Raw genomic sequence first — 19414 nt, 5'->3', positions numbered from 1 at the left:
GCCGGTCGCTAGTGCCCCGCCGAGCCGAGCGCGATCAGGTCCTTGGCCGAGACCTCGGGCAGATACGCCTTCGTGAGCGCGATGCCGATGCGGGGCAGGTCCGCCTCGTCGCGGTAGCACAGGTACACCGGCTCGTGCCGGGGCTGGAACTTGGCCTTGAACGAATGCAGTGACCGGAAGCCGTAATACGGCTCCATCGCGGCGCCGAGCCCTTCGAGCAGACGATCGATCGGTTCGGCGTCGTCGGTGCCCGCACTGCGCGCCAGCGGTGCTCCGGACAGCGAAACGAGCTCGGCGCCTTCCTCTTTGAATGTCTGGCAGGCCGAGGCGATGAGAAATTCCACCACCGGCCGGAAACCGTCGGGTCGCCTGCGCATCACGTCGAGGGTCCAGCCGCGGATCTCGCCGCCGGGAGCGTAGACGGGCAACCACGAGGTGACGCCGTGCACGCTGCCTTGCGCGTCGACGGCCAGTCCGACCCGTACGGCCGGGTCGAGTGCCTCCTCCACCCCGCCGAGCGTGAATCCCATTTCAGGCAGGCCCTTTTCACCCACCCACTCCTCGGAGATGGCGCGCACCTGGGCGATCACCGCGAACGGCTCATCGGCCAGCTCGACGAGCCGGAACTCGATACCCTGCTTGTTCGCCTTGTTGATGGCGGACCGGATGTCCTGCCACGCTTTGCCTTTGAACTCGAGTTCGGGCAGATCGACGATCGTGTCCTCGGCGATCTGCACACTGCGCCAGCCGAGTTCGCCCGCGATGTCTGCGACGGTCCGGGTGGTGGAGAACAGGCACGGAATCAGTCCGTCGGATTCGCAGCGGTCGGTGAACCCGGCGATGGTGGCGGGCAGCAGATCGACGGGCCCGATCGGGTCGGTGAGCGCGATGACGGTGCCCGCGTGGCGCTGATAGGTGACGCAGCGTTCACCGTCGGCGGCGAACCAGTATTTGTTCTCCGGCCAGGTGGTCATCCACGACATGGTGCTGCCGCCGTAGCGGGCGAGCAGAGTGCGCACGGCGTCGCCGGGTTCGGTGCCGGTGAGCGCACCGTCGGAGATCTTGCGGCGCCAGGGGACTCGAAACGCGCTGCGGCCGCCGTAGAGCAAGGCCGCCTCGCCCGCCCACAGCAGGGCCGTGCCAACAGTCACCGCGCCGGTGGTCTCGTAGTCGGTGCCGATGGCCACGCCGAGCAGTACCAGCGTGAGCACCACGTGCAGCAGACCGTAGGCGAGAGTGGCCAACCATGCCCAGCGCCTGCCCTTGCGCAGCTGATCGGCGACCACCGCGATCACCACCACCGTGAGGATCGTGCTCCACAGCGAGCCGCGCTCGTTCTCGGTGGGGCCGAGCAGGCTGTTGGCGGGGAAGAAATACACCGCCACCGAGGCCGCCGCGATCACGAGCAGTCCGGCGAAGGCGAGCATGCGTACCTCGCGTCGGGTGCGCGGCCAGAAGCCGTGTTCGGTTCGGCTGAAAAGCTTTTCGCCGAGCGGCAGCCAGATGGCGAGCGCGAGCAGATGCATGAGATCTGCGAAGGTCGATTCGAACAGGAACGTGATCGACACGTGCGCCACCAGCACGGCGCGTACCCGCAGTCGCCACGGCGAACGCAGGGTCGCCGACAGCGCGGCCAGCGCCGCGATGGCCGCCGTGGTGAACCCGACATCGCGTACCTCGGAAAGCCGGTCGGCCCAGCCGAGATGGGTGTGGGCCAGCAGCCCGACCGTCACCGACGCGCCGAGAACGCCGATCAACTGGCCCGACAGGCAGACCAGCGCGGTGCGCACGGTACCCAGACGCCACTCCGTCCAGCCGACCGCGCCCGCGAAAATGACCGCCATACAGAGGTATTGGAACGGGGTGAGTCCGAAGAACCAGCCCGACAGCGGCGTCCACCACTTGCCCTCGGTGAGCGGTGGCCAGCCGTAGGCGATATCGGGGTACCAGGAACGCTCGTCGAGCCTGCGCCAGAGGCCGCCGGTGGCGAGGCCGAGGATCGCGACCACGGCGAGGAAGCCGAGCGTGAACGGCAGCCTGCGGATCACGGTGTGCGCCATGGCGACGCCGCGTGCGGGGGCCGGTTCGGTGGCAGCTGCGTTCTCGTCCATGGAACCACCCTTTGCTGCGAGTGCGCCGCACCGGCGCGGTGCGGTCTTCTGTGTACCGTATGTCATCGCGGCCGTACCGGGACCGTGATGCGAACGCCGAGGGCGGTCGAGGGCATCTGTGGAGGTCAGCGATGACGCGAATCACCGATCTTTCGTTGCTCACCGGATGGTTGCCGGTGGCGTTGACGGTACTGGGCGCGGTGGGTGCGGCATGGTTGCTGTTACCTCGCGTACGGCGGTATGTCACGACGACCATGCCGCTCGTGCTGCTGTCCGCCGCGGTGCTGACCGCGACGCTGTACCTGTTCGTCGAGGAGGTATGGCGGCCGTTTCCCGATCCGATCGCCGTGTCGGTGTACGTGCTGATCGGGATCGCGGTGGCCGCGGTGCTGCTGGTGGTGCCGCGAATTCTGGTGCGCCGCACGGTGGGAGCCGGGGTCGTGACGGTGCTCGCGGCCGTCGCTGTGCTGGTCGCGGTGGGTGTTCGGATCAATCTGGTGTACGCGTCGTATCCGACGGTCGGCGCGGCACTCGGTGTCGAGCAGGTGGACCGAGTCGAGCCCGGTGAGCTGACGCGGCGCGAGCAGGTGGTGAGCGCGCGTCCGCTCGAGCCTGCCTGGCACACGCCGGGTGGACTGCCCGACGGCGGGCGGATGCTGACCGCGACGGTGCCGTCGACCGCGTCCGGGTTCACCGCGCGCGAAGCCGAAATCTATTTGCCACCTGCCTATTTCGCGGATCCGCGGCCGCTGTTGCCGGTGCTGGTGTTGCTCGCCGGTGAGCCAGGCGCGCCGCAGGACTGGTTCGTCGGCGGGCAGTTGGCCGAGACCATGGACTCCTTCGCCCGCGCGCACGACGGGCTCGCGCCGGTGGTCGTGGTGGCCGACGGGACGGGTTCCCAGCTGGCGAACCCGCTGTGCCTGGACTCCCAGCTCGGCAATGTCGCCACCTATCTGGCCGTCGACGTACCAGCCTGGACGCGAGCGAACCTGCAGATCGACCCGGATCCGCGCTCGTGGGCGGTGGGTGGACTGTCCTATGGCGGGACCTGTTCGCTGCAACTGGCCACCAACTATCCCGAGGTCTATCCCACCTTCCTCGATATCTCCGGCCAGGACGAACCGACGCTGGGTGACCGGCAGCGCACCGTTGATGCCGCGTTCGACGGGAATGTCGAGGCTTTGTTGCGGGCCAATCCGCTCGATCTGCTGCGGTCGCGGACATATCCGGACTCCGCCGGTGCCTTCGTGGTCGGTGCCGACGACGCGATGTATCGGCCGCAGGTGGAGCGGATGTATCAGGCGGCGAAGGACGCCGGGATGGACGTGCGATTGCGGATCCTGCCCGGCGGACACAACTTCGCGCTGTGGGCGCGGGCGTTGCGCGATCAGCTGCCCTGGTTGGTTACCCGGCTCGGTCTGACACCCTGATCGGCGCGGGCACGCGCGGGGGTTCGCAGAGTACAGTTCGACGCATGTCCGAGGCGGAAACCCCAGGTAGGGACGTCGGGTCGTACACAGATGCGCAGCTTGTCGACGCCGCGCTCGGACTCCTCGACACGGGTGGCGTCGAGGCGTTGTCCATCGGCGCGGTGGCGCGTCGGCTGGGGGTCGACGCGGAGGTGGTGCACGCGCGCGTCGGTGGCTCGAAAGGCCTCGAACGGGCCGTGATCGAACGCGTGCTGGGGTCGGTGTCGCTGGGGTCGCTCGCCGACCACGGCGTGGAGTGGACCGCGGCGGTGATCCAGTTCGCGCTCGGCATGCGCGGTCGGCTGTTCGACCACCCCGCCGTCGCGGAGTTGATCATGTCGGGGCCGATGGACAGTCCGTCGGCGGACGGGCCGGTGGCGCGCGAGATCACCGAGTCGCTGTTCGTCTGCCTCGCCCGTGGGGGACTGCAGGCACCCGCCTGCGCGAACGGGGTCTACGCGGTGCTGGTGTACGTGCTCGGGTCGATCGCCCTCGATGTGGCCGAAACCGAGGGAAAGCCGCCGCTCCCCGCGGAATCCGAGCGGATCGAAGCGCGCCGCGCGGCCCTGCGCGACCTGGACCTGACCCGATGGCCACGCACCGCCGCGCACCTGGAACAGATCGCCGCGTGGACTTCCGTCGATCAGTTCGTCTGGGGGCTTCGGGTGTTGCTCGTCGGGATGACGGCGACCTGAGATCGCCCGCCGGTACATGCCTGCTGACTACCAAGGGTGGGAGATCAATCCCATTGCTGCGCAGGATTTCTCGATCGCTTCGGTGAGGAAATCGTTGTCGGCGGCGAGGCCGACCAGGGCGAGCGTGTAAGTGCTGTCGAGGCGGGAGAGGTAGCCGGCGAGTTGGGTGCGGGGGAAGGTGGTGATGCCGGGATGGATCGCGCGGGCGGCCACTCGGGTGCAGTCGTGCGGGCCGATTCTCCGCACCGTGTCGGGTAGTGGGCCGATATTGGAGCACAGGATGTCTCGCTCGCCCGCGCCCTTGCTCAGGATGTAGGCCAAGCGGTCGGGAACGACCTGGAGGATTTCCTCGGGCAGGCCTGCGGGGCTCGATATTCGGCGCTGGTAGGCGGCCTTGGCTTTGTCGCGGATGGCCGCGGGGGTGTCGTGGTGTTGGACGGCGATCTCGGTCATCGCGAGGTCGTTGTCGACGCGGGGCTCGTCGCGGGTGTCCACCGGGAGGCTGGCGGTGATCGTAGGGTTCGGGAATCCGCTGTGCCACAGAATGTTTGCGACCAGGTGGATGAACAGGCTGTTGGCGGTTCCGCCGAGGGTGATCGCGGTGGCGTCCCAGTGGGCGGCGTCGAAGGTGAGGAGTATCGGTCGCAGGTGCCGTTCGGTGGTGTCAGCGCGCAGTGATCGTGGGTGTTGTGCTGTCGACAAGGGCGGGGTATCGGCAGAGGTGCCGCCCGATACCGGCCCTGGCTCGCGGGGGACATCAGAGGGCTTGTCCCAGGTGCGGCGTGCCAGCGGTCGAGGGAGCTTTCGGTGCAGCGCCTTGGCGGTACCGCCGAAGATGGTGAGCCATTGGGAGGCCGCGTCCGCCCACTCCGAAGATGCCGCGCCGTCGCGTATTTCGACTGTCGGAGTCGGGTGGGTGTGGGGTGGTCCGGCGCTCACCGCTTCCATCGGAGATTCGCCCGTTGAATCGGGTTCGAGTGATCTGAGTGCGGCGGTGACGGCGTGGATCAGTCCGCGGGCATCGGCCAGCGCGTGCGAACAGGTCAGGGCGACAACGGTTCCGCCGTCTTCGAGGCGGGCAGCGGAGAGGCGCCAGCCGGGGCCGTACTCCGGGTCGAGGTCAGTGCCGAGAGTGTCGGCCCAGGCAAGGATCGCGTGCTCGGGGAGCGGGCCGAACTCGTGATCGCCGACCGGCGTTGCGGGCCAATCGGTCTCGGCGTGGTTCGGGAGGAGGTCGAGGGGGTGGGCGTTGGTGTTGGGGTGCCAGGTGCGGCGGGCGCCGGGGACGCGGGGATTGACCACTCGGCGGCCGAGTTGGCCCAGACGCAAGCGGTGGTGGATCTCTTGCAGCAGCACGGGTTTCATCGCGTCGGGAGTGCGCCACAGGCCTTGCAGGGCGATGGGGGTGCCCATGCCGCGGTGGGTGCGCAGGAAGATCTCGTCGACGACGGTGAGGGGGTCCATCAGCGGTGGTCGGTGCTCCCGTGTCTGCCCGCACCCGCGGCGAAGCGGGCGGCGCCGTCGAGTGCACCGCCGGTCAGGGCGGTCATACCGTGCCGGAATTCGATGCGAAGCGCCTCGTCCTCGGGGTGGCCGTGCTGGTCGTAGAGGGCGGCGCGGTCGGTGCGCAGGCAGGTTTGAGGGAGGGCGGCGAGTTGGGCGGCCAACTCCTCGGCGGCGCGGCGGGCGTCGCCGGTGGGCACGACGCGGGTGACCAGACCCATCTGCAGCGCCTCGGCCGCGCTCACCGCGCGACCGGTCAGGATCATGTCCAGCGCGCGGCCCTCGCCGACGATACGCGGAAGGCGCACGGTGCCGCCGTCGATCAGCGGGACGCCCCAGCGTCGGCAGAAGACACCGAAGGTGGCGTCCTGCTCGGCGATGCGCAGATCGCACCACAGGGCGAGTTCGAGCCCGCCTGCCACCGCGTACCCGGAGACCGCCGCGATCACCGGCTTGGACAGGCGCAGCCGGGTCGGACCCATCGGGCCGTCACCGTCCTCGGTGGCCTGATTGCTGTTCTCGGTGCCGAGCGCTTTGAGGTCCGCGCCGGAGCAGAAGGTGCCGTGATCGCCCCACAGCACAGCCACCGAGGAGGTGGGGTCGGCGTCGAAGGCACGGAAAGCCGCCACCAGCGCCCGCGCGGTCGGGCCGTCCACGGCATTGCGGGCCTGCGGGCGATCCAGGATCACCGTCGTGACCGGGCCCGCGTGCTCGACGCGCACCGAATTCGCCGCTGCGCTCGCCGGCCCGCTGCTGACCGTGGGTGAACCTGTTTCCATGCTTCGACAATACGGCCACGGTGCTCTTGTGTGAAGAGGTGAATCAGTGGTTCACTTCTTCACATGGTGTACCGCAGGACCCCGGCCGTGCAGGCCCGGCTCGACGCGCAACGGGCGCTGATCGTGCACGGTGCCACGCGCGTGCTCTCGCGCGACGGGTTCGCCGGGCTGTCGATGGCCGCGGTCGCCGCCGAGGCGGGGATCGCCACCGGCACCGTGTACAAGCAGTTCGAGAACAAGGCCGAACTGGTCGCCGCGGTCTTCGAGACGGTGGTCGCCAGGGAGGTCGACGCGGTGCGGGCCGCGGTGGCCGACGGTGACGTGGTCGGGCGGGTCACCGCCGCGGTGGAGACCTTCGCGGGCCGGGCCATGAAGAATCCGAAACTGGCCTATGTGCTGCTGGCCGAGCCCGTCGATGCCGCCGTTGACGCGCAACGGCTGGAGTTCCGGCGCGCGTTCGCCGCCTCGTTCGAGACCGCCATCGCACACGGCGTCGCCGAAGGCCGTTTGCCCGCACAGGACTCGAGCCTCACCGCCGCCGCCCTCGTCGGCGCGATCGGCGAGGTACTCGTCGGCCCGTTGGCCGCCGCACCGCACGCCGAGACCGTCATCCCCGAACTGGTCGCTTTCGCCGTACGCGCGCTCGGTGCGCGCCCGGAATCGTTGTAGTCGAAGGAGTTACAGAACATGTTGACCCATGAAGTGTTCAACCAGGCCCCGCCGCTGATCCCCTTCGATGCCGCGCGCAACCCCGCGCTGCTGGAAGGCCTGCACCGCGAAGGAGCGGGCTGGGCCGAGGCCGAGGTGCGCGAACTCGGGGCGCTGGCAGGCGGTGTCGAGGCGCAGGAGTGGGGCAGGCTCGCCAACGAGTACCCGCCGGTGCTGCACACCCACGACCGCTGGGGCAATCGGGTCGACGAGGTGGAGTTCCACCCGCACTGGCACGACCTGATGAATGTCGCTGTGACACACGGCCTGCACGGTTCGCCGTGGCTCGACGAACGGCCCGGCGCGCACACCGCCCGCGCCGCCAAGTTCTACACCTGGGGTGCCGCCGACGCCGGACACATGTGCCCGATCTCGATGACCTACGCGGTGGTGCCCGCGCTGCGCCACAACCCCGACTTGGCGGCCCGCTTCGAGCCGCTGTTGGGTTCGCGCACTTACGATTTCGGTCTGCGCGAACCGTCGACCAAGGCCGGGCTCATCGCGGGCATGTCGATGACGGAGAAGCAGGGCGGCTCGGACGTCCGGGCCAACACCACCACCGCCGCGCCGCAACCCGACGGCTCGTACCGCGTCGTCGGGCACAAGTGGTTCACCTCGGCGCCCATGTCGGACATGTTCCTCACCCTGGCCAAGGCCCCGGGCGGCCTGTCGTGCTTGCTGCTGCCGCGCGTGCTGCCCGACGGCACCCGCAACCCGATCCGCATCCAGCGGCTGAAAGACAAGCTGGGCAACAAGTCCAACGCGTCCTCGGAGATCGAATACGAGAACGCCACCGGCTGGCTCGTCGGCGCCGAGGGGGCAGGGGTCAAGACGATCATCGAGATGGTCAACATGACCCGCCTCGACTGTGTGATCGGCTCGGCCACCGGCATGCGGCTCGGTGCGGTCACCGCCATCCATCACGCCAGGCACCGAGAAGCCTTCGGCGCCAAGCTGATCGACCAGCCCGCCATGCGCAATGTGCTCGCCGACCTCGTCATCGAATCCGATGCCGCGACCACGGTGATGATGCGACTGGCCGGCGCCACCGATCGCGCGGGCAGCGATCCCGCAGAGGCCGCGCTGCGCCGGATCGCCCTGGCCATCACCAAGTACTGGGTCTGCAAGCGAGCTCCCGCGCATGCCGCTGAGGCGCTGGAATGCCTTGGCGGCAACGGCTACGCGGAGGAGTCGGGTATGCCACGGCTGTACCGCGAGGCACCGTTGATGTCGATCTGGGAAGGGTCGGGCAATGTAGCCGCGCTGGATGCGTTGCGCGCCATGGGACGTCAGCCCGAGACCGTCGAGGCCTACTTCGCCGAGGTCGGTCTCGCCCGCGGCGCCGATCCACGCCTCGACGACGCGATCGACCGGGTGGGCAAGGAACTCACCGACCTGTCCGACATCGAATACCGCGCCCGCCGCGTCGTGGAACTGATGGCACTCGTCCTCCAGGGCGCACAGCTGGTGCGCCACGGTCACCCCGCCGTCGCGGACGCCTTCTGCGCGACCCGCCTCGGCGGCGACTGGGGCATCGCCTTCGGCACCCTGCCCGTCGGCGTTGACACCGGCGCGATCCTCGAACGAGGGTTCGTCGACGTGCGGTGAGTCCGAGGGCTGCTCGGTCCGGCATGGCGTGAGTCCGGTGCACCAGTCGAGCGGACTCACCGATATCCGGTGCGCGCGCCGGTAGGGTAAGGCGGTGACCTGGGCGAGCGGGGTGCTGTCGGTGAGCGAACTGGCCCAACGGGTTCCGGTGCGCCACGAGCGTTTCCTGCTCGGAATCGCCGGACCACCGGGAGCCGGGAAATCGACACTGGCGCAGCGGCTCTGCGCCGAGCTGATCGGTGCGGGCAGGCCGACAGTCGTCGCACCGATGGACGGCTATCACCTGCGCAATGAGGTGTTGCGAGCTCGGAACGCGGTGGCGCGCAAGGGCGAGCCGGATACCTTCGACGCGGCCGCGTTCGTCGCTGATCTGCGGTTGCTGCGCGAGACTCCCGTCGGTTCGCCGGTGCCATGGCCGCTGTTCGATCGGGCGATCGACGAACCCACCGACGGCGGGGTGGTTGTCCGCGATGAGCGCGTTGTCCTTGTCGAGGGCAACTACCTGCTGCTGACCGAGGCCGAGGCGCCGGGCTGGGCCGACGTTCGCGGGCTGCTCGACGCGTGCTGGTATCTGGACGCGCCGCGACGAGTGCTCACCGAACGACTCATGGACCGGCACACCGCAGGGGGGCGAACACCGGATCAGGCGCAGGAGAAGGTGACGGGGAGCGACCTGCGCAACGCCGATCTCATCGCGGCCAGTCGGAGCCGGGCTGACCATGTGTTGACGGCTGAGGGGCACGGCTACCGCGTGATCTGATTCGTTTCGAACGCTGCCCCGACGTACGCGGCGCGTGTGGCACGGAAATCGGCGGCTTCGGGGCAATCATGGAGTGATGACGCGAGGTCGGCGGTTCCCCAGGCATGCGATGCGCAACGGTGCGGCGGCGTTTTGCTCGGTGTTGCTGTACTACTGCGTGCCGGTGGGTTGGATGTTCGAGCTCGACGCGTGGCCGGGGCGGCTGCTGGGAGTGTGTCTGTTCCTGGCCGGGGTCGTGGGACTCGGCTGGCTGGTCTGGCGGCGGATCGAGAGCTACCTCAGGGCGCCGAACGCCACGGGCGCGCAGGTCGACGGATTGCTGCTGCTCGTGTGTGTCGTCGGCGTCGTGTTCGCCCTGTTCTACTACCGCTTGCAGCAGCTTCATCCGGATCAATTCGACGGGCTCGAAACCCGCACCGACGCGCTGTATTACACGCTCGTCACGCTCGGTACCGTCGGCTTCGGCGATGTGCACGCCGTCGGTCAGTCCGCGCGCATCGCGACGATGGTTCAGATCGTGTTCGACCTGGTGGTGCTCGGCACCCTGCTCACCATCATCACGACCAGCGTGACCAGCCGGGTCCAAGCCGCGACTCGTGCCGCGCGCGAAGTCAGCGGCGATGCGCCCGATACCACTCGATGAGCCCGTCGGTCGACGAATCACCCACCGACACCGGCTTTTCCGGGTCGCTCAGCAATGGCATCAGGGCCAGCGCCTGTTGCTTGCCCAGCTCGACACCCCACTGATCGAAACTGTCGACACCCCAGATGATGCCCTCGACGAACACCTGGTGCTCGTAGAGCGCGATCAGCTGACCCAGCGCCGACGGCGTGAGCTGCGCCGCCAGGATCGTGGTGCTCGGCCGGTTGCCCGGCATCACCTTGTGCGGCACCAGTTCCGGGTCGGTGCCCTCGGCGCGGATCTCCTCGGCGGTCTTGCCGAACGCCAGCACCTTCGACTGCGCGAACAGGTTGCTCATCAGGATGTCCTGCATGCTGCCGGTGCCGTCGCGGGTCGGCAGGTCGTCGGTGGACCTGGCGAAGCCGAGGAAATCGGCGGGGATCAGGCGGGTGCCCTGGTGCAGGAGCTGGTAGAAGGCGTGCTGGCCGTTGGTGCCTGGCTCGCCCCAGAAGATCTCGCCGGTCGAGGTGGTGACCGGGGTGCCGTCGGCGCGCACCGACTTGCCGTTGGACTCCATCGTCAATTGCTGCAGATAGGCCGGGAATCGGGCCAAATCATTCGAATAGGGCAGCACCGCACGGGATTCCGCGCCGAAGAAGTTCGAGTACCAGATGCCGAGCATTGCCAGCAGCACCGGCGCGTTCTCTTCCAGCGGCGCGGTGGCGAAATGCTTGTCGATGGCGTGCATTCCACTGAGGAACTGCGCGAACTTCTCCTTGCCGATGGTCACCATCACCGACAGACCGATCGCCGAATCCACCGAATAGCGCCCGCCGACCCAATCCCAGAAGCCGAACATGTGCGCGGTGTCGATGCCGAAGGCGGCCACCCGTTCCGCGTTCGTCGACACCGCGACGAAATGCTTGGCGACCGCTTCCTCGCCCAACGCGTCGACCAGCCAGCGGCGGGCGGCGGTCGCGTTGGTGAGGGTTTCCAGGGTCGAGAACGTCTTGGAGGCAACGATGAACAGCGTCGTCGCCGGATTGAGGCCGGCGAGCTTGGCGACCAGATCGGTGGGATCCACATTCGAGACGAAACGAGCATCGATGCCCGCGTCGACATAGTGGCGCAACGCGCGATACACCATGTCGGGGCCCAGATCCGAGCCACCGATGCCGATGTTGACGATGGTCTGGATGCGTTCGCCGGTCGCGCCGCGCCACACGCCCGAGCGTACGGAATCGGCGAATTCGCCCATCCGGCCCAGGACGTCGTGCACCTCGGCGTCGGCATCGGTGCCGTCGATACAGAGCTGATCGCCGACCGGCAGGCGCAGGGCGATATGGCCGACCGCGCGGTCCTCGGAGGTGTTGATGTGCTGGCCCGAATACATCGCGTCCCGGCGCTGCGGCACCCCGGCCGTGCGCGCGAGATCGATGAGCAGGCGCAGGGTTTCGCGGGTGACGCGATGTTTGCTGTAGTCGATGTGTAGGTCGGCCACCCGCAGCGTCAGCTCGCGGCCACGTGCCGGGTCGTTGGCGAACAGTTGCCTTAGATGCATCGGCGCCACGGTGCGGTGATTGCTGTGCAGTGCCTGCCAGGCCGCCGACGCGGTGATGTCGCTGCTGCTCACGAGCCGAGGGTACCGCGTTATCGGCGCGCTGGCGCGCGCGTGCCCGCGGCCCCGAGGGGCCGGGCTTAGTCTGGGCTCATGGTGTCTGAACGCGACGTACTTGATTTCGTGCCCAAGGGTTTGTGGATCGGTTCCGGTCCTGTCGAGGCCACCGGGGGTGGGACTTTCGACGTGCGCAATCCGGCCGATGGGTCGGTGATCGCGCAGGTGGCCGACGCGACTCCCGAGGACGCGATGCGGGCGCTGGACGCGGCCGTCGCGGCGGGGCAGGCGTGGGCCGCTACGCCGTCGCGGGAACGGGGCGAGATCCTGCGGACGGTGTTCGAGCAGCTCACCGCGCGCGCCGAGGAGTTCGCGCTGTTGATGACGCTGGAAATGGGCAAGGCGCTGTCGGAGAGCCGCAATGAGGTGCGCTACGGCGCCGAGTTCTTCCGCTGGAACAGCGAGGAGGCGGTGCGGATTCACGGGCGGTATCTGAACGCGCCGTCGGGGACCGGGCGGATCATGGTCGCCAAGCAGCCGGTGGGACCGTGTCTGGCGATCACGCCGTGGAATTTCCCGCTGGCCATGGGCACGCGCAAGATCGGGCCCGCGCTGGCGGCCGGCTGCACGATGATCGTCAAGCCTGCCTCGGCCACACCGCTGACCATGCTGGCGCTGGCCAAGCTCTGCAGCGAGGCGGGCTTGCCCGACGGGGTGCTCTCGGTGGTCACCACGCAGCGTTCCGGGGCCGTCACGAGCCCGCTGATCGACGATCCGCGGCTGCGCAAGCTCACCTTCACCGGGTCCACCGAAGTCGGCAAGAAGCTCGTCGCGGCGTCCGCGAATCGCCTGCTGCGCACGTCCATGGAATTGGGCGGCAACGCGCCGTTCGTCGTGTTCGACGATGCCGATATCGACGCCGCCGTGGCCGGTGCGATGCAGGCGAAGCTGCGCAACGGCGGCGAGGCGTGCACCGCGGCCAACCGCTTCTACGTGCAGCGTGGGGTGGTCGCCGAGTTCACCGAGAAGTTCGTCGCCGCGATGGCCGACACCGTCGTGATGGGCCCCGGCACCGATCCGGCGACCACCCTCGGCCCGCTGGTGAGCGAGGACCAGCGCGAGATCGTGAGCGACCTGGTCGACGACGCGGTGTCGGTGGGCGCGCGCGTGCTGATCGGCGGCAAAGTCCCCGGCGGTGCCGGGTGGTACTACCCGGCCACGATCCTGGGCGATGTCCCGCCGACCGCCCGCATCCTGCGCGAGGAAGTGTTCGGCCCGGTTGCCCCGATCGTTGCCTTCGATACCGAGGACGAGGGCGTCGCCGCCGCCAACGACACCGAATACGGCCTGGTCAGCTACGTCTTCACCCGAGATCTCGACCGGGCGCTTCGCATCTCGGAGGGTTTGGAGAGCGGCATGGTCGGCGTCAACCGGGGCGTCATCTCCGATCCGGCGGCCCCGTTCGGCGGTGTCAAGGAATCAGGCTTCGGTCGCGAGGGCGGCACCGAGGGCATCGAGGAGTACCTGAACACCAAGTACATCGCCCTGACCTGAGCCAGGCCGAAAAAACAACCGCCCCGGGGATGGTGTCGCACCCGGGGCGGCTTTTCGCAGCGGCGAACTGGCTGGTCGCCGCGTGGTTGGGGGGTGGCCTAGCGGCCGAGGCGGCCGCGGCCGAGGCGGAGCAGGAGCATGGCGAGGGTGTGACCCTCCTGGCCGAGCTCACTGAAGCGCTCGAGGACTTTCATCTCACGGCTGTGGACCAGGCGCGTGCCACCGGAAGCCATCCGGGTGCGGCCGATGATTCGGGAGATCTCGCTGCGGCGTTTGATCGCGGCGAGAATCGTGGCGTCGAGTTGGTCGATCTCGAGGCGAAGCTTGTCGATCTCGGCTTCGGATTGCGGCAAGGCCGAATCGGACCCGGTCGTGGTAGCAGGGGTGCTCATCATTCATCTCCTCGTGTCAGAACTTGGATCGGTCGGACCGAACGGCCTGTTACCCGATCTGTTCCGTCACCCTGAAACTTTTCCCGATGGGCAGTACTTGATCCCCCCGAGAGCGCGCAATCAGACGTACTCCCCGTCACGATATCGGATCGGTGCCCGATCCGGGCACGCCGAGGAGCGCTCACCATGGTGCCCAGTCTGCCATGGGCGGGTAGGTAGTCAAAACAGTTCCGTTTGTGAATTCGCTGAGAACGTTCACCACGTGCGGCCCGCGCCGAGCTGGCCGGGTTCACCAGTGGTTTGCCGGGCCGTCGTCGGCTGGTCACCTGGGCGGGAGCAGTTCGCAGCTTGTCGGTGCCCGCCGGTAGCGTGGACAGACGATGGATATCACGGTCGCTCCCCACGCCTCAGCAGCCGATCCCAGCGAACCAGCGCCCGCGCCTGATCGTGGTGCGCTATCGCCTCGGGACGGTGGTGCGTCCACGCTTGCCCAGGCCGCGGCCAGGAACAGCGCCGAACAGTCGCAGCGTCGTCAGGAGCGCGAACAACAGCGTGCCGAGGAGCTCGAACGACTGCTCGACGGGCTCAATCCGCCGCAGCGTGCCGCGGTGATGCACGCGGGGTCCCCGCTGCTGATCGTGGCGGGCGCGGGCTCGGGCAAGACCGCGGTGCTCACCCGCCGGATCGCCTATCTGCTCGCGGCGCGTGGCGTGCGCACCGGTGAGATCCTGGCCATCACCTTCACCAACAAGGCCGCCGCCGAGATGCGGGAACGGGTCGCCGGGCTGGTCGGTCCGCGGGCGGCCACCATGTGGGTATCGACTTTCCACTCCAGCTGTGTGCGCATTCTGCGGATGCAGGCGGCACTGCTGCCCGGCTTGAATTCGAATTTCTCGATCTACGACGCCGATGATTCTCGTCGGTTGCTCACGATGATCAGCCGCGATTTCGAGATCGACACCAAGAAGTACTCGGCGCGTTTGCTGTCGACTGCCATTTCCAATCTGAAGAACGAACTGATCGGTCCGGAAAAGGCCGCCGCCGACGCCGAAGCCGACGACACCGAACTGCCCGGACTGGTCGCCAGGGTCTACGCCGAGTATCAGCGACGCCTGCGCACGGCCAACGCGATGGACTTCGACGATCTGATCGGCGAGACGGTGGCGCTGCTGCAGAACCATCCGCAGGTCGCCGAGTACTACCGGCGCCGGTTCCGGCACGTGCTGGTCGACGAGTACCAGGACACCAACCACGCCCAGTACGTGCTGGTGCGTGAGCTGGTCGGGCATCACAGCGAAGCGGGAGAGCAGGCGGTCGAACCGAGCGAGCTGTGCGTGGTCGGTGATGCCGATCAGTCGATCTACGCGTTCCGTGGCGCCACGATTCGCAATATCGAGGAGTTCGAACGCGACTTCCCCGATGCGGAAACCATTCTGCTCGAACAGAATTACCGTTCCACCCAGCACATTCTGTCCGCCGCCAACGCGGTGATCGCGCGCAACGAGAACAGGCGTGAGAAGAAGCTGTGGACCGATTCCGGCGAGGGTGAACTGATCACCGGCTACGTCGCCGACAACGAACACGACGAGGCTTCCTTCGTCGCCAAGGAGATCGACCGGCTCGTCGACTCCGGCGATGCCAACTACGGCGACGTCGCGGTGTTCTACCGCACCAACAACAGTTCGCGTGCGCTGGAAGAGATCTTCATCCGCATGGGCCTGCCGTACAAGGTCGTCGGTGGGGTGCGGTTCTACGAGCGCAAAGAAGTGCGCGATGTGGTGGCCTACCTGCGGGTGCTGGAGAATCCCGAGGACGCGGTGAGTGTGCGCCGCATTCTCAATACGCCACGGCGCGGGATCGGTGATCGTGCCGAGGCGTGCGTGGCGGTGCATGCCGAACAGCGCGATATCGGGTTCGCGGCCGCGCTGCGTGATGCGGCCGACGGGAAGGTCGCGCTGCTGAATACCCGTGCGCAGCGGGCCATCGCGGGGTTCCTCGACCTGCTCGACGAGATTCGTCTCGCCGGAAAGCGGGCCGACAGCGACTATCCCGATGTGGGCAATGTGGTCGAGGCAGTGCTCGATCGCACCGGATATCGCGGCGAGCTGGAAGCTTCCGACGACCCGCAGGATGGGGCGCGGCTCGACAACCTCAACGAATTGGTCAGCGTCGCACGCGAATTCAGTTCCGAGGCGTTCAACAATGCCGAGGCCGCGCGGGAGGAAGGGCTGGTGCCAGAGGCCGGCGACGGTGAGCCGGAGCCGGGGTCGCTGGCGGCGTTCCTCGAGCGGGTGTCGCTGGTCGCCGACACCGATCAGATCCCGGACGAGGGCACGGGCGTGGTCACCATGATGACGCTGCACACGGCCAAGGGGCTGGAATTCCCGGTGGTTTTCGTCACCGGGTGGGAGGACGGGCAATTCCCGCATATGCGGGCGCTGGGTGACCCGGCCGAGCTGGCCGAGGAACGTCGGCTGGCCTATGTGGGGATCACGCGGGCGCGTCAGCGGCTCTATCTTTCGCGCGCGGTGGTGCGGTCGGGTTGGGGGCAGCCGGTGTCCAATCCGGAATCGCGGTTCCTGCAGGAGATTCCGCAGCATTTGCTGGATTGGCGCAGGTTGGAGCCGGTGATGTCGCCGGTGCAGCGGGGGCGGCGCCGGGGTGAGGACAGCGGGTTCGATCGGGATTGGACGAGCGGGAGTGGCTGGGATCAGCGACCCGGTGTGCGTGGGGGAAGTGGGGAACGCCGCCCTGCGCCGGGCGGTGCGGTGAAGCGCAACAACACCGAACTCGTGCTGGCCGTGGGGGATCGGGTCACCGATGACAAGTACGGGTTGGGACGGGTTGTCGCGGCTGATGGGGTGGGGCCGTTGGCTACGGTGACCATCGACTTCGGGTCCGCGGGCAAGATTCGATTGATCCCGCAGTTCAGTCGAACCATCGTGAAACTGTGAGCCGCGCCGAGCCTTAACCGAACAGGTCGGTCAGGGCTTCGTCGAGGGTGGGATATGTGAAGTCGAAGCCGACCTGGTGGAGGACTTCGGAGGTGGCGTGGCGGCCGGTGAGGCCGAGGGCGGGGTCGGTGCGCAGGGCCACCGCGCCGATTTTCAGAATGGCCGACGGCGTCGGTGGCGATGGGGGGCGGTGCAGGGTTCGGCGGAGCGTGGCCATGAGTTCGGTGTTGCGGACCGGGAATTCGGTGGCGGCTACGAGGATGCCGTTGGGGAGGGTGATCTTCTGGTCGAGGCCGAGGGTGGCGCGAACGATGGCCAGCCAGTCCTCGATGTGGATCCAGCTGAACCACTGATCGCCGGGCCCACGCGGCCGCCGAGGCCGGCCTTGGTGAGTTGACCGAGGCGTTTGAGGGCGGGGGCGTCGGGGTCGAAGACGATGGAGGTGCGCAGGATCGTCCAGCGGTCGGCGGTGGTGGGGTCGAAGGCTTCCTCCCACGGCTGGGCGACGCCGGTCATCTGGGGGAGGCCGACCGGAATGGGAGTTGTTTCGGTGCACCGGGTTTCGCCCGCGTCGGACCAGATGGCCGTGGTGCTGGCTTGGACCCAGTAGTCGACGGGGGTATCGCGCAGGCGTGCGGCAGCGACCAGTGCGGTGGTGGAATCGACTCGGCTGGAACGTAATTCGGCGATATTTCGTTCGGTCGGCCTGCAGTCGACCAGCTTGCCCGCCAGGTTGATCACCGCGAGGCGGCCGGGTTCGCGCAGTTCGGCCGACCAGGCGCCGACCGAGCGGCCGTCCCATTCGGTCTGGCGGAACGGCAGATTCGGGTTGCGGCGGCGGGTCAGCAGGGTGACGCGCTGTCCGCGGCAGGTCAGGTCGGCGGCGATCTGGAGACCGAGCGCGCCGCTGCCGCCCGCGATGACGACGTTCAGCGCGTCGTCGACGGGGGCGAGTCCGGCCAGGCGAGCCAGCCGCGAGAAGTTCACGCGCGCATCGGTGTCGATGAAGGGGCGAACGACCGTGCGAGCCGCGGCGGCAGACGGGCCGGTGAAGCGCAGTTCCTGGGTGATCTCGGTGCCACCGTCGCGTGGCGTCAGCCGCCAGGCGAGGTGCATGGTGCCCGCGGGTTCGGGCTGCTCGATCCTGAGCTCACGATTCGGTTCGAACACGGTGACGGTGAACGGTTCAGCGAAGCGCTCGTGGATCCGTGCCGAGAGTTTTCCGTTGGGGAGGTAGTCGCCGGTGGCGCCGACGGCAATCGGCGCGTGCATCCGCACCGACCGCACCCCGGGATTCCACTCCGGCCACTGTTCGAGATCCCCGAGCACCGCCCACACCAATTCCGGTGCGAGCCCGATGAACTGCGTGTACTTCGTCGTACCAGCCATGACTGGAACGCTAATCGGGAAAGGCGGCACCGGGAAGGGTGCCGCTCATCACCTCAGTCGCGCTGGGAGCCCAGGCTGATGCCGCGGGTGGCCAGCCACGGGACCGGGTCGATCTTGTCGGTGCCGTTGAGCCAGACCTCGAAGTGGCAGTGCGGGCCGGTGGAGAAGCCGCGGTTACCCATGGTGGCGATCTGGTCACCCGCCATCACGCGCTCGCCCTGCGAGACGGTGGCGGTGTCGATGTGGCCGTAGATGGTGACGGTGCCGTCGTCGTGCAGGACACGGACCCACATGCCGAACCCGGATGCCGGGCCCGCTTCGATGATGGTGCCGTCGGCGACCGCGTAGATCGGGGTGCCGATCGGGCCCGCGACGTCGATGCCGAGGTGCTGGACACCCCAGCGGGCACCGAAACCGGAGGTGTAGTTGCCCGCGGCGAATTTGGCGAACAGGGGCCGCAGTTTGGCGGATTCCTGGGCGGCGAGGTCTTCGGCGAACTTGGCGCCCTTGGCGAGGATGTCGTCGAAATGGTTCTTGTCGGCGATGGCGGTGGCGTCGAGCACCTGCGGTGCCGCGCCGGTGCCCTGATCGGCGATGTCGGCGGTGCTCATGGACTGGGCGGCGATCTCGTGGACCTGGCCCGCTGCCTCGTAGTCGATGCCGTGTGCGGGCTGGCCCGGATCGGCCATCGCGGCCTGTCCGGCGGCGACAACCGCGCCCGCGGCAACGGCGATGACCGCGGCGCGGCCCTTCAGCGCGGCGGGCGGTGCGGGGACGCGGTGTGCGCCACCACGACGATCGGCGCGGCGCGGCGCGGGTGGTTCTTCGGCAGTGGTCTCTTCGGCCACGGGCGCCCAGTCGGTGCCGTACGCACCGGTGTCATAGGACTCGTCCGCGGTCCATTCGTCCTCGGCGGGCGTCCAGGCAGCGTCGTCGGACCAGGTGGTCTGGTCGCGCCATGCGTCGTCGGTCTGGGGCCATGCGGCCGCGGCGGGGGCTCGACGGGCCTGCGGATGCGCCGTGTATTCGTCGGCATACCGATAACGCGGGCCGGAGCGGGTGCGATTTTCGACTGGAAGGGTGGAGCGGTGGTTCATCGGATGAAGTACCTCACGCTATGTCGTCCTCCTCAGTCCTGACTTGCCAGTCGTGACCTGGTTGTCGTGACCTGGTTGTGACATCGACCGCATTGACGGTAACGAAGCGATTGCAGAGTGGCAAGCGCTGGTCGGAAACCTACACCTCTGTGTGACAT

Annotated in this window: 16 protein-coding genes; 8 read left to right on the top strand and 8 right to left on the bottom strand. The window is 68.1% G+C overall.

Translation table 11 applies throughout. The annotated features are described in order from the left end of the window. Nucleotides 1-8: 8 nt before the first annotated feature. Nucleotides 9-2111: a bifunctional lysylphosphatidylglycerol flippase/synthetase MprF gene (locus ACLJPD_RS06120; protein WP_410870739.1), complete on the bottom strand. Its 2103-nt coding sequence runs from the start codon at nt 2109-2111 to the stop codon at nt 9-11. A 131-nt stretch (nt 2112-2242) separates the two neighbouring features. On the opposite strand from ACLJPD_RS06120, the gene ACLJPD_RS06115 reads away from it, so the two are divergent. Further along, entirely contained in the window at nt 2243-3541 is a 1299-nt protein-coding gene (locus ACLJPD_RS06115) for an alpha/beta hydrolase (protein WP_410870738.1), read from the top strand. 44 nt (nt 3542-3585) lie between these two features. Further along, the gene (locus tag ACLJPD_RS06110) at nt 3586-4275 is read left to right on the top strand and encodes a TetR/AcrR family transcriptional regulator (protein ID WP_410870737.1); all 690 of its coding nucleotides are present in this window, start codon (nt 3586-3588) and stop codon (nt 4273-4275) included. A 27-nt stretch (nt 4276-4302) separates the two neighbouring features. Here the strand turns inward: ACLJPD_RS06110 and ACLJPD_RS06105 are convergent, their stop codons facing one another. Further along, on the bottom strand, nt 4303-5739 hold the full coding sequence (locus tag ACLJPD_RS06105; RefSeq protein WP_410870735.1) for a hypothetical protein: 1437 nt from the start codon (nt 5737-5739) through the stop codon (nt 4303-4305). After that, nucleotides 5739-6557, bottom strand: a complete 819-nt coding sequence (locus tag ACLJPD_RS06100; RefSeq protein WP_410870734.1) for a crotonase/enoyl-CoA hydratase family protein — start codon at nt 6555-6557, stop codon at nt 5739-5741. The genes ACLJPD_RS06105 and ACLJPD_RS06100 overlap by 1 nt, the downstream gene beginning before the upstream one ends. A 63-nt stretch (nt 6558-6620) precedes the next feature. On the opposite strand from ACLJPD_RS06100, the gene ACLJPD_RS06095 reads away from it, so the two are divergent. From ACLJPD_RS06095 to ACLJPD_RS06080, 4 genes are all read left to right on the top strand, one after another. Beyond that, nucleotides 6621-7226: a TetR/AcrR family transcriptional regulator gene (locus ACLJPD_RS06095; protein ID WP_410870733.1), complete on the top strand. Its 606-nt coding sequence runs from the start codon at nt 6621-6623 to the stop codon at nt 7224-7226. Nucleotides 7227-7244: 18 nt separating this feature from the next. Next, nucleotides 7245-8873: an acyl-CoA dehydrogenase family protein gene (locus ACLJPD_RS06090; RefSeq protein WP_410870732.1), complete on the top strand. Its 1629-nt coding sequence runs from the start codon at nt 7245-7247 to the stop codon at nt 8871-8873. 94 nt (nt 8874-8967) lie between these two features. After that, nucleotides 8968-9633: a nucleoside/nucleotide kinase family protein gene (locus tag ACLJPD_RS06085; protein WP_410870731.1), complete on the top strand. Its 666-nt coding sequence runs from the start codon at nt 8968-8970 to the stop codon at nt 9631-9633. A 76-nt stretch (nt 9634-9709) separates the two neighbouring features. Continuing rightward, entirely contained in the window at nt 9710-10276 is a 567-nt protein-coding gene (locus ACLJPD_RS06080) for a potassium channel family protein (RefSeq protein WP_410870730.1), read from the top strand. Here the strand turns inward: ACLJPD_RS06080 and pgi are convergent. Continuing rightward, the gene (gene pgi, locus ACLJPD_RS06075) at nt 10245-11888 is read right to left on the bottom strand and encodes a glucose-6-phosphate isomerase (RefSeq protein ID WP_410870729.1); all 1644 of its coding nucleotides are present in this window, start codon (nt 11886-11888) and stop codon (nt 10245-10247) included. The two genes, ACLJPD_RS06080 and pgi, sit on opposite strands and share 32 nt — an antisense overlap. 78 nt (nt 11889-11966) lie before the next feature. Here pgi and ACLJPD_RS06070 point away from each other — a divergent pair, with 78 nt between their 5' ends. Then, on the top strand, nt 11967-13424 hold the full coding sequence (locus tag ACLJPD_RS06070) for an NAD-dependent succinate-semialdehyde dehydrogenase (RefSeq protein WP_410870728.1): 1458 nt from the start codon (nt 11967-11969) through the stop codon (nt 13422-13424). Between the two features lie 98 nt (nt 13425-13522). Here the strand turns inward: ACLJPD_RS06070 and ACLJPD_RS06065 are convergent, their stop codons facing one another. After that, nucleotides 13523-13816: a chorismate mutase gene (locus tag ACLJPD_RS06065; RefSeq protein WP_056816138.1), complete on the bottom strand. Its 294-nt coding sequence runs from the start codon at nt 13814-13816 to the stop codon at nt 13523-13525. Between the two features lie 380 nt (nt 13817-14196). Between ACLJPD_RS06065 and ACLJPD_RS06060 the strand changes: the two genes are divergently transcribed. Beyond that, nucleotides 14197-16770: a UvrD-helicase domain-containing protein gene (locus ACLJPD_RS06060; protein ID WP_410870727.1), complete on the top strand. Its 2574-nt coding sequence runs from the start codon at nt 14197-14199 to the stop codon at nt 16768-16770. A 13-nt stretch (nt 16771-16783) separates the two neighbouring features. Here the strand turns inward: ACLJPD_RS06060 and ACLJPD_RS06055 are convergent, their stop codons facing one another. The 3 genes from ACLJPD_RS06055 to ACLJPD_RS06045 are packed head-to-tail and all read right to left on the bottom strand — an operon-like array spanning nt 16784 to nt 19256. After that, nucleotides 16784-16987: a DUF1731 domain-containing protein gene (locus ACLJPD_RS06055; protein ID WP_410870726.1), complete on the bottom strand. Its 204-nt coding sequence runs from the start codon at nt 16985-16987 to the stop codon at nt 16784-16786. A gap of 35 nt (nt 16988-17022) precedes the next feature. Continuing rightward, a complete protein-coding gene (locus ACLJPD_RS06050; RefSeq protein WP_410870725.1) occupies nt 17023-18159 on the bottom strand; it encodes an SRPBCC family protein in 1137 nt (378 codons plus the stop codon). 53 nt (nt 18160-18212) lie between these two features. Beyond that, nucleotides 18213-19256 carry a M23 family metallopeptidase gene (locus tag ACLJPD_RS06045; protein WP_410870724.1) on the bottom strand — a complete coding sequence of 348 codons (1044 nt, stop codon included), beginning with the start codon at nt 19254-19256 and terminating at the stop codon, nt 18213-18215. Nucleotides 19257-19414 lie beyond the last annotated feature (158 nt).

This window comes from Nocardia sp. A7, from assembly GCF_046549215.1.
In the GTDB taxonomy this organism is placed as follows: domain Bacteria; phylum Actinomycetota; class Actinomycetes; order Mycobacteriales; family Mycobacteriaceae; genus Nocardia.
The sequence above is the reverse complement of the archived record's forward strand: the minus strand, read 5'-3'. Positions and strand labels throughout refer to the sequence as shown.

What these genes read in the sequence shown, in the direction of transcription:
- ACLJPD_RS06120 (WP_410870739.1), bottom strand. Translation starts at nt 2,111, where the DNA reads ATGGACGAGAACGCAGCTGCCACCGAACCGGCCCCCGCACGCGGCGTC.
- ACLJPD_RS06115 (WP_410870738.1), top strand. Translation starts at nt 2,243, where the DNA reads ATGACGCGAATCACCGATCTTTCGTTGCTCACCGGATGGTTGCCGGTG.
- ACLJPD_RS06110 (WP_410870737.1), top strand. Translation starts at nt 3,586, where the DNA reads ATGTCCGAGGCGGAAACCCCAGGTAGGGACGTCGGGTCGTACACAGAT.
- ACLJPD_RS06105 (WP_410870735.1), bottom strand. Translation starts at nt 5,739, where the DNA reads ATGGACCCCCTCACCGTCGTCGACGAGATCTTCCTGCGCACCCACCGC.
- ACLJPD_RS06100 (WP_410870734.1), bottom strand. Translation starts at nt 6,557, where the DNA reads ATGGAAACAGGTTCACCCACGGTCAGCAGCGGGCCGGCGAGCGCAGCG.
- ACLJPD_RS06095 (WP_410870733.1), top strand. Translation starts at nt 6,621, where the DNA reads ATGGTGTACCGCAGGACCCCGGCCGTGCAGGCCCGGCTCGACGCGCAA.
- ACLJPD_RS06090 (WP_410870732.1), top strand. Translation starts at nt 7,245, where the DNA reads ATGTTGACCCATGAAGTGTTCAACCAGGCCCCGCCGCTGATCCCCTTC.
- ACLJPD_RS06080 (WP_410870730.1), top strand. Translation starts at nt 9,710, where the DNA reads ATGACGCGAGGTCGGCGGTTCCCCAGGCATGCGATGCGCAACGGTGCG.
- ACLJPD_RS06070 (WP_410870728.1), top strand. Translation starts at nt 11,967, where the DNA reads ATGGTGTCTGAACGCGACGTACTTGATTTCGTGCCCAAGGGTTTGTGG.
- ACLJPD_RS06065 (WP_056816138.1), bottom strand. Translation starts at nt 13,816, where the DNA reads ATGAGCACCCCTGCTACCACGACCGGGTCCGATTCGGCCTTGCCGCAA.
- ACLJPD_RS06060 (WP_410870727.1), top strand. Translation starts at nt 14,197, where the DNA reads ATGGATATCACGGTCGCTCCCCACGCCTCAGCAGCCGATCCCAGCGAA.
- ACLJPD_RS06055 (WP_410870726.1), bottom strand. Translation starts at nt 16,987, where the DNA reads ATGGCCACGCTCCGCCGAACCCTGCACCGCCCCCCATCGCCACCGACG.
- ACLJPD_RS06050 (WP_410870725.1), bottom strand. Translation starts at nt 18,159, where the DNA reads ATGGCTGGTACGACGAAGTACACGCAGTTCATCGGGCTCGCACCGGAA.
- ACLJPD_RS06045 (WP_410870724.1), bottom strand. Translation starts at nt 19,256, where the DNA reads ATGAACCACCGCTCCACCCTTCCAGTCGAAAATCGCACCCGCTCCGGC.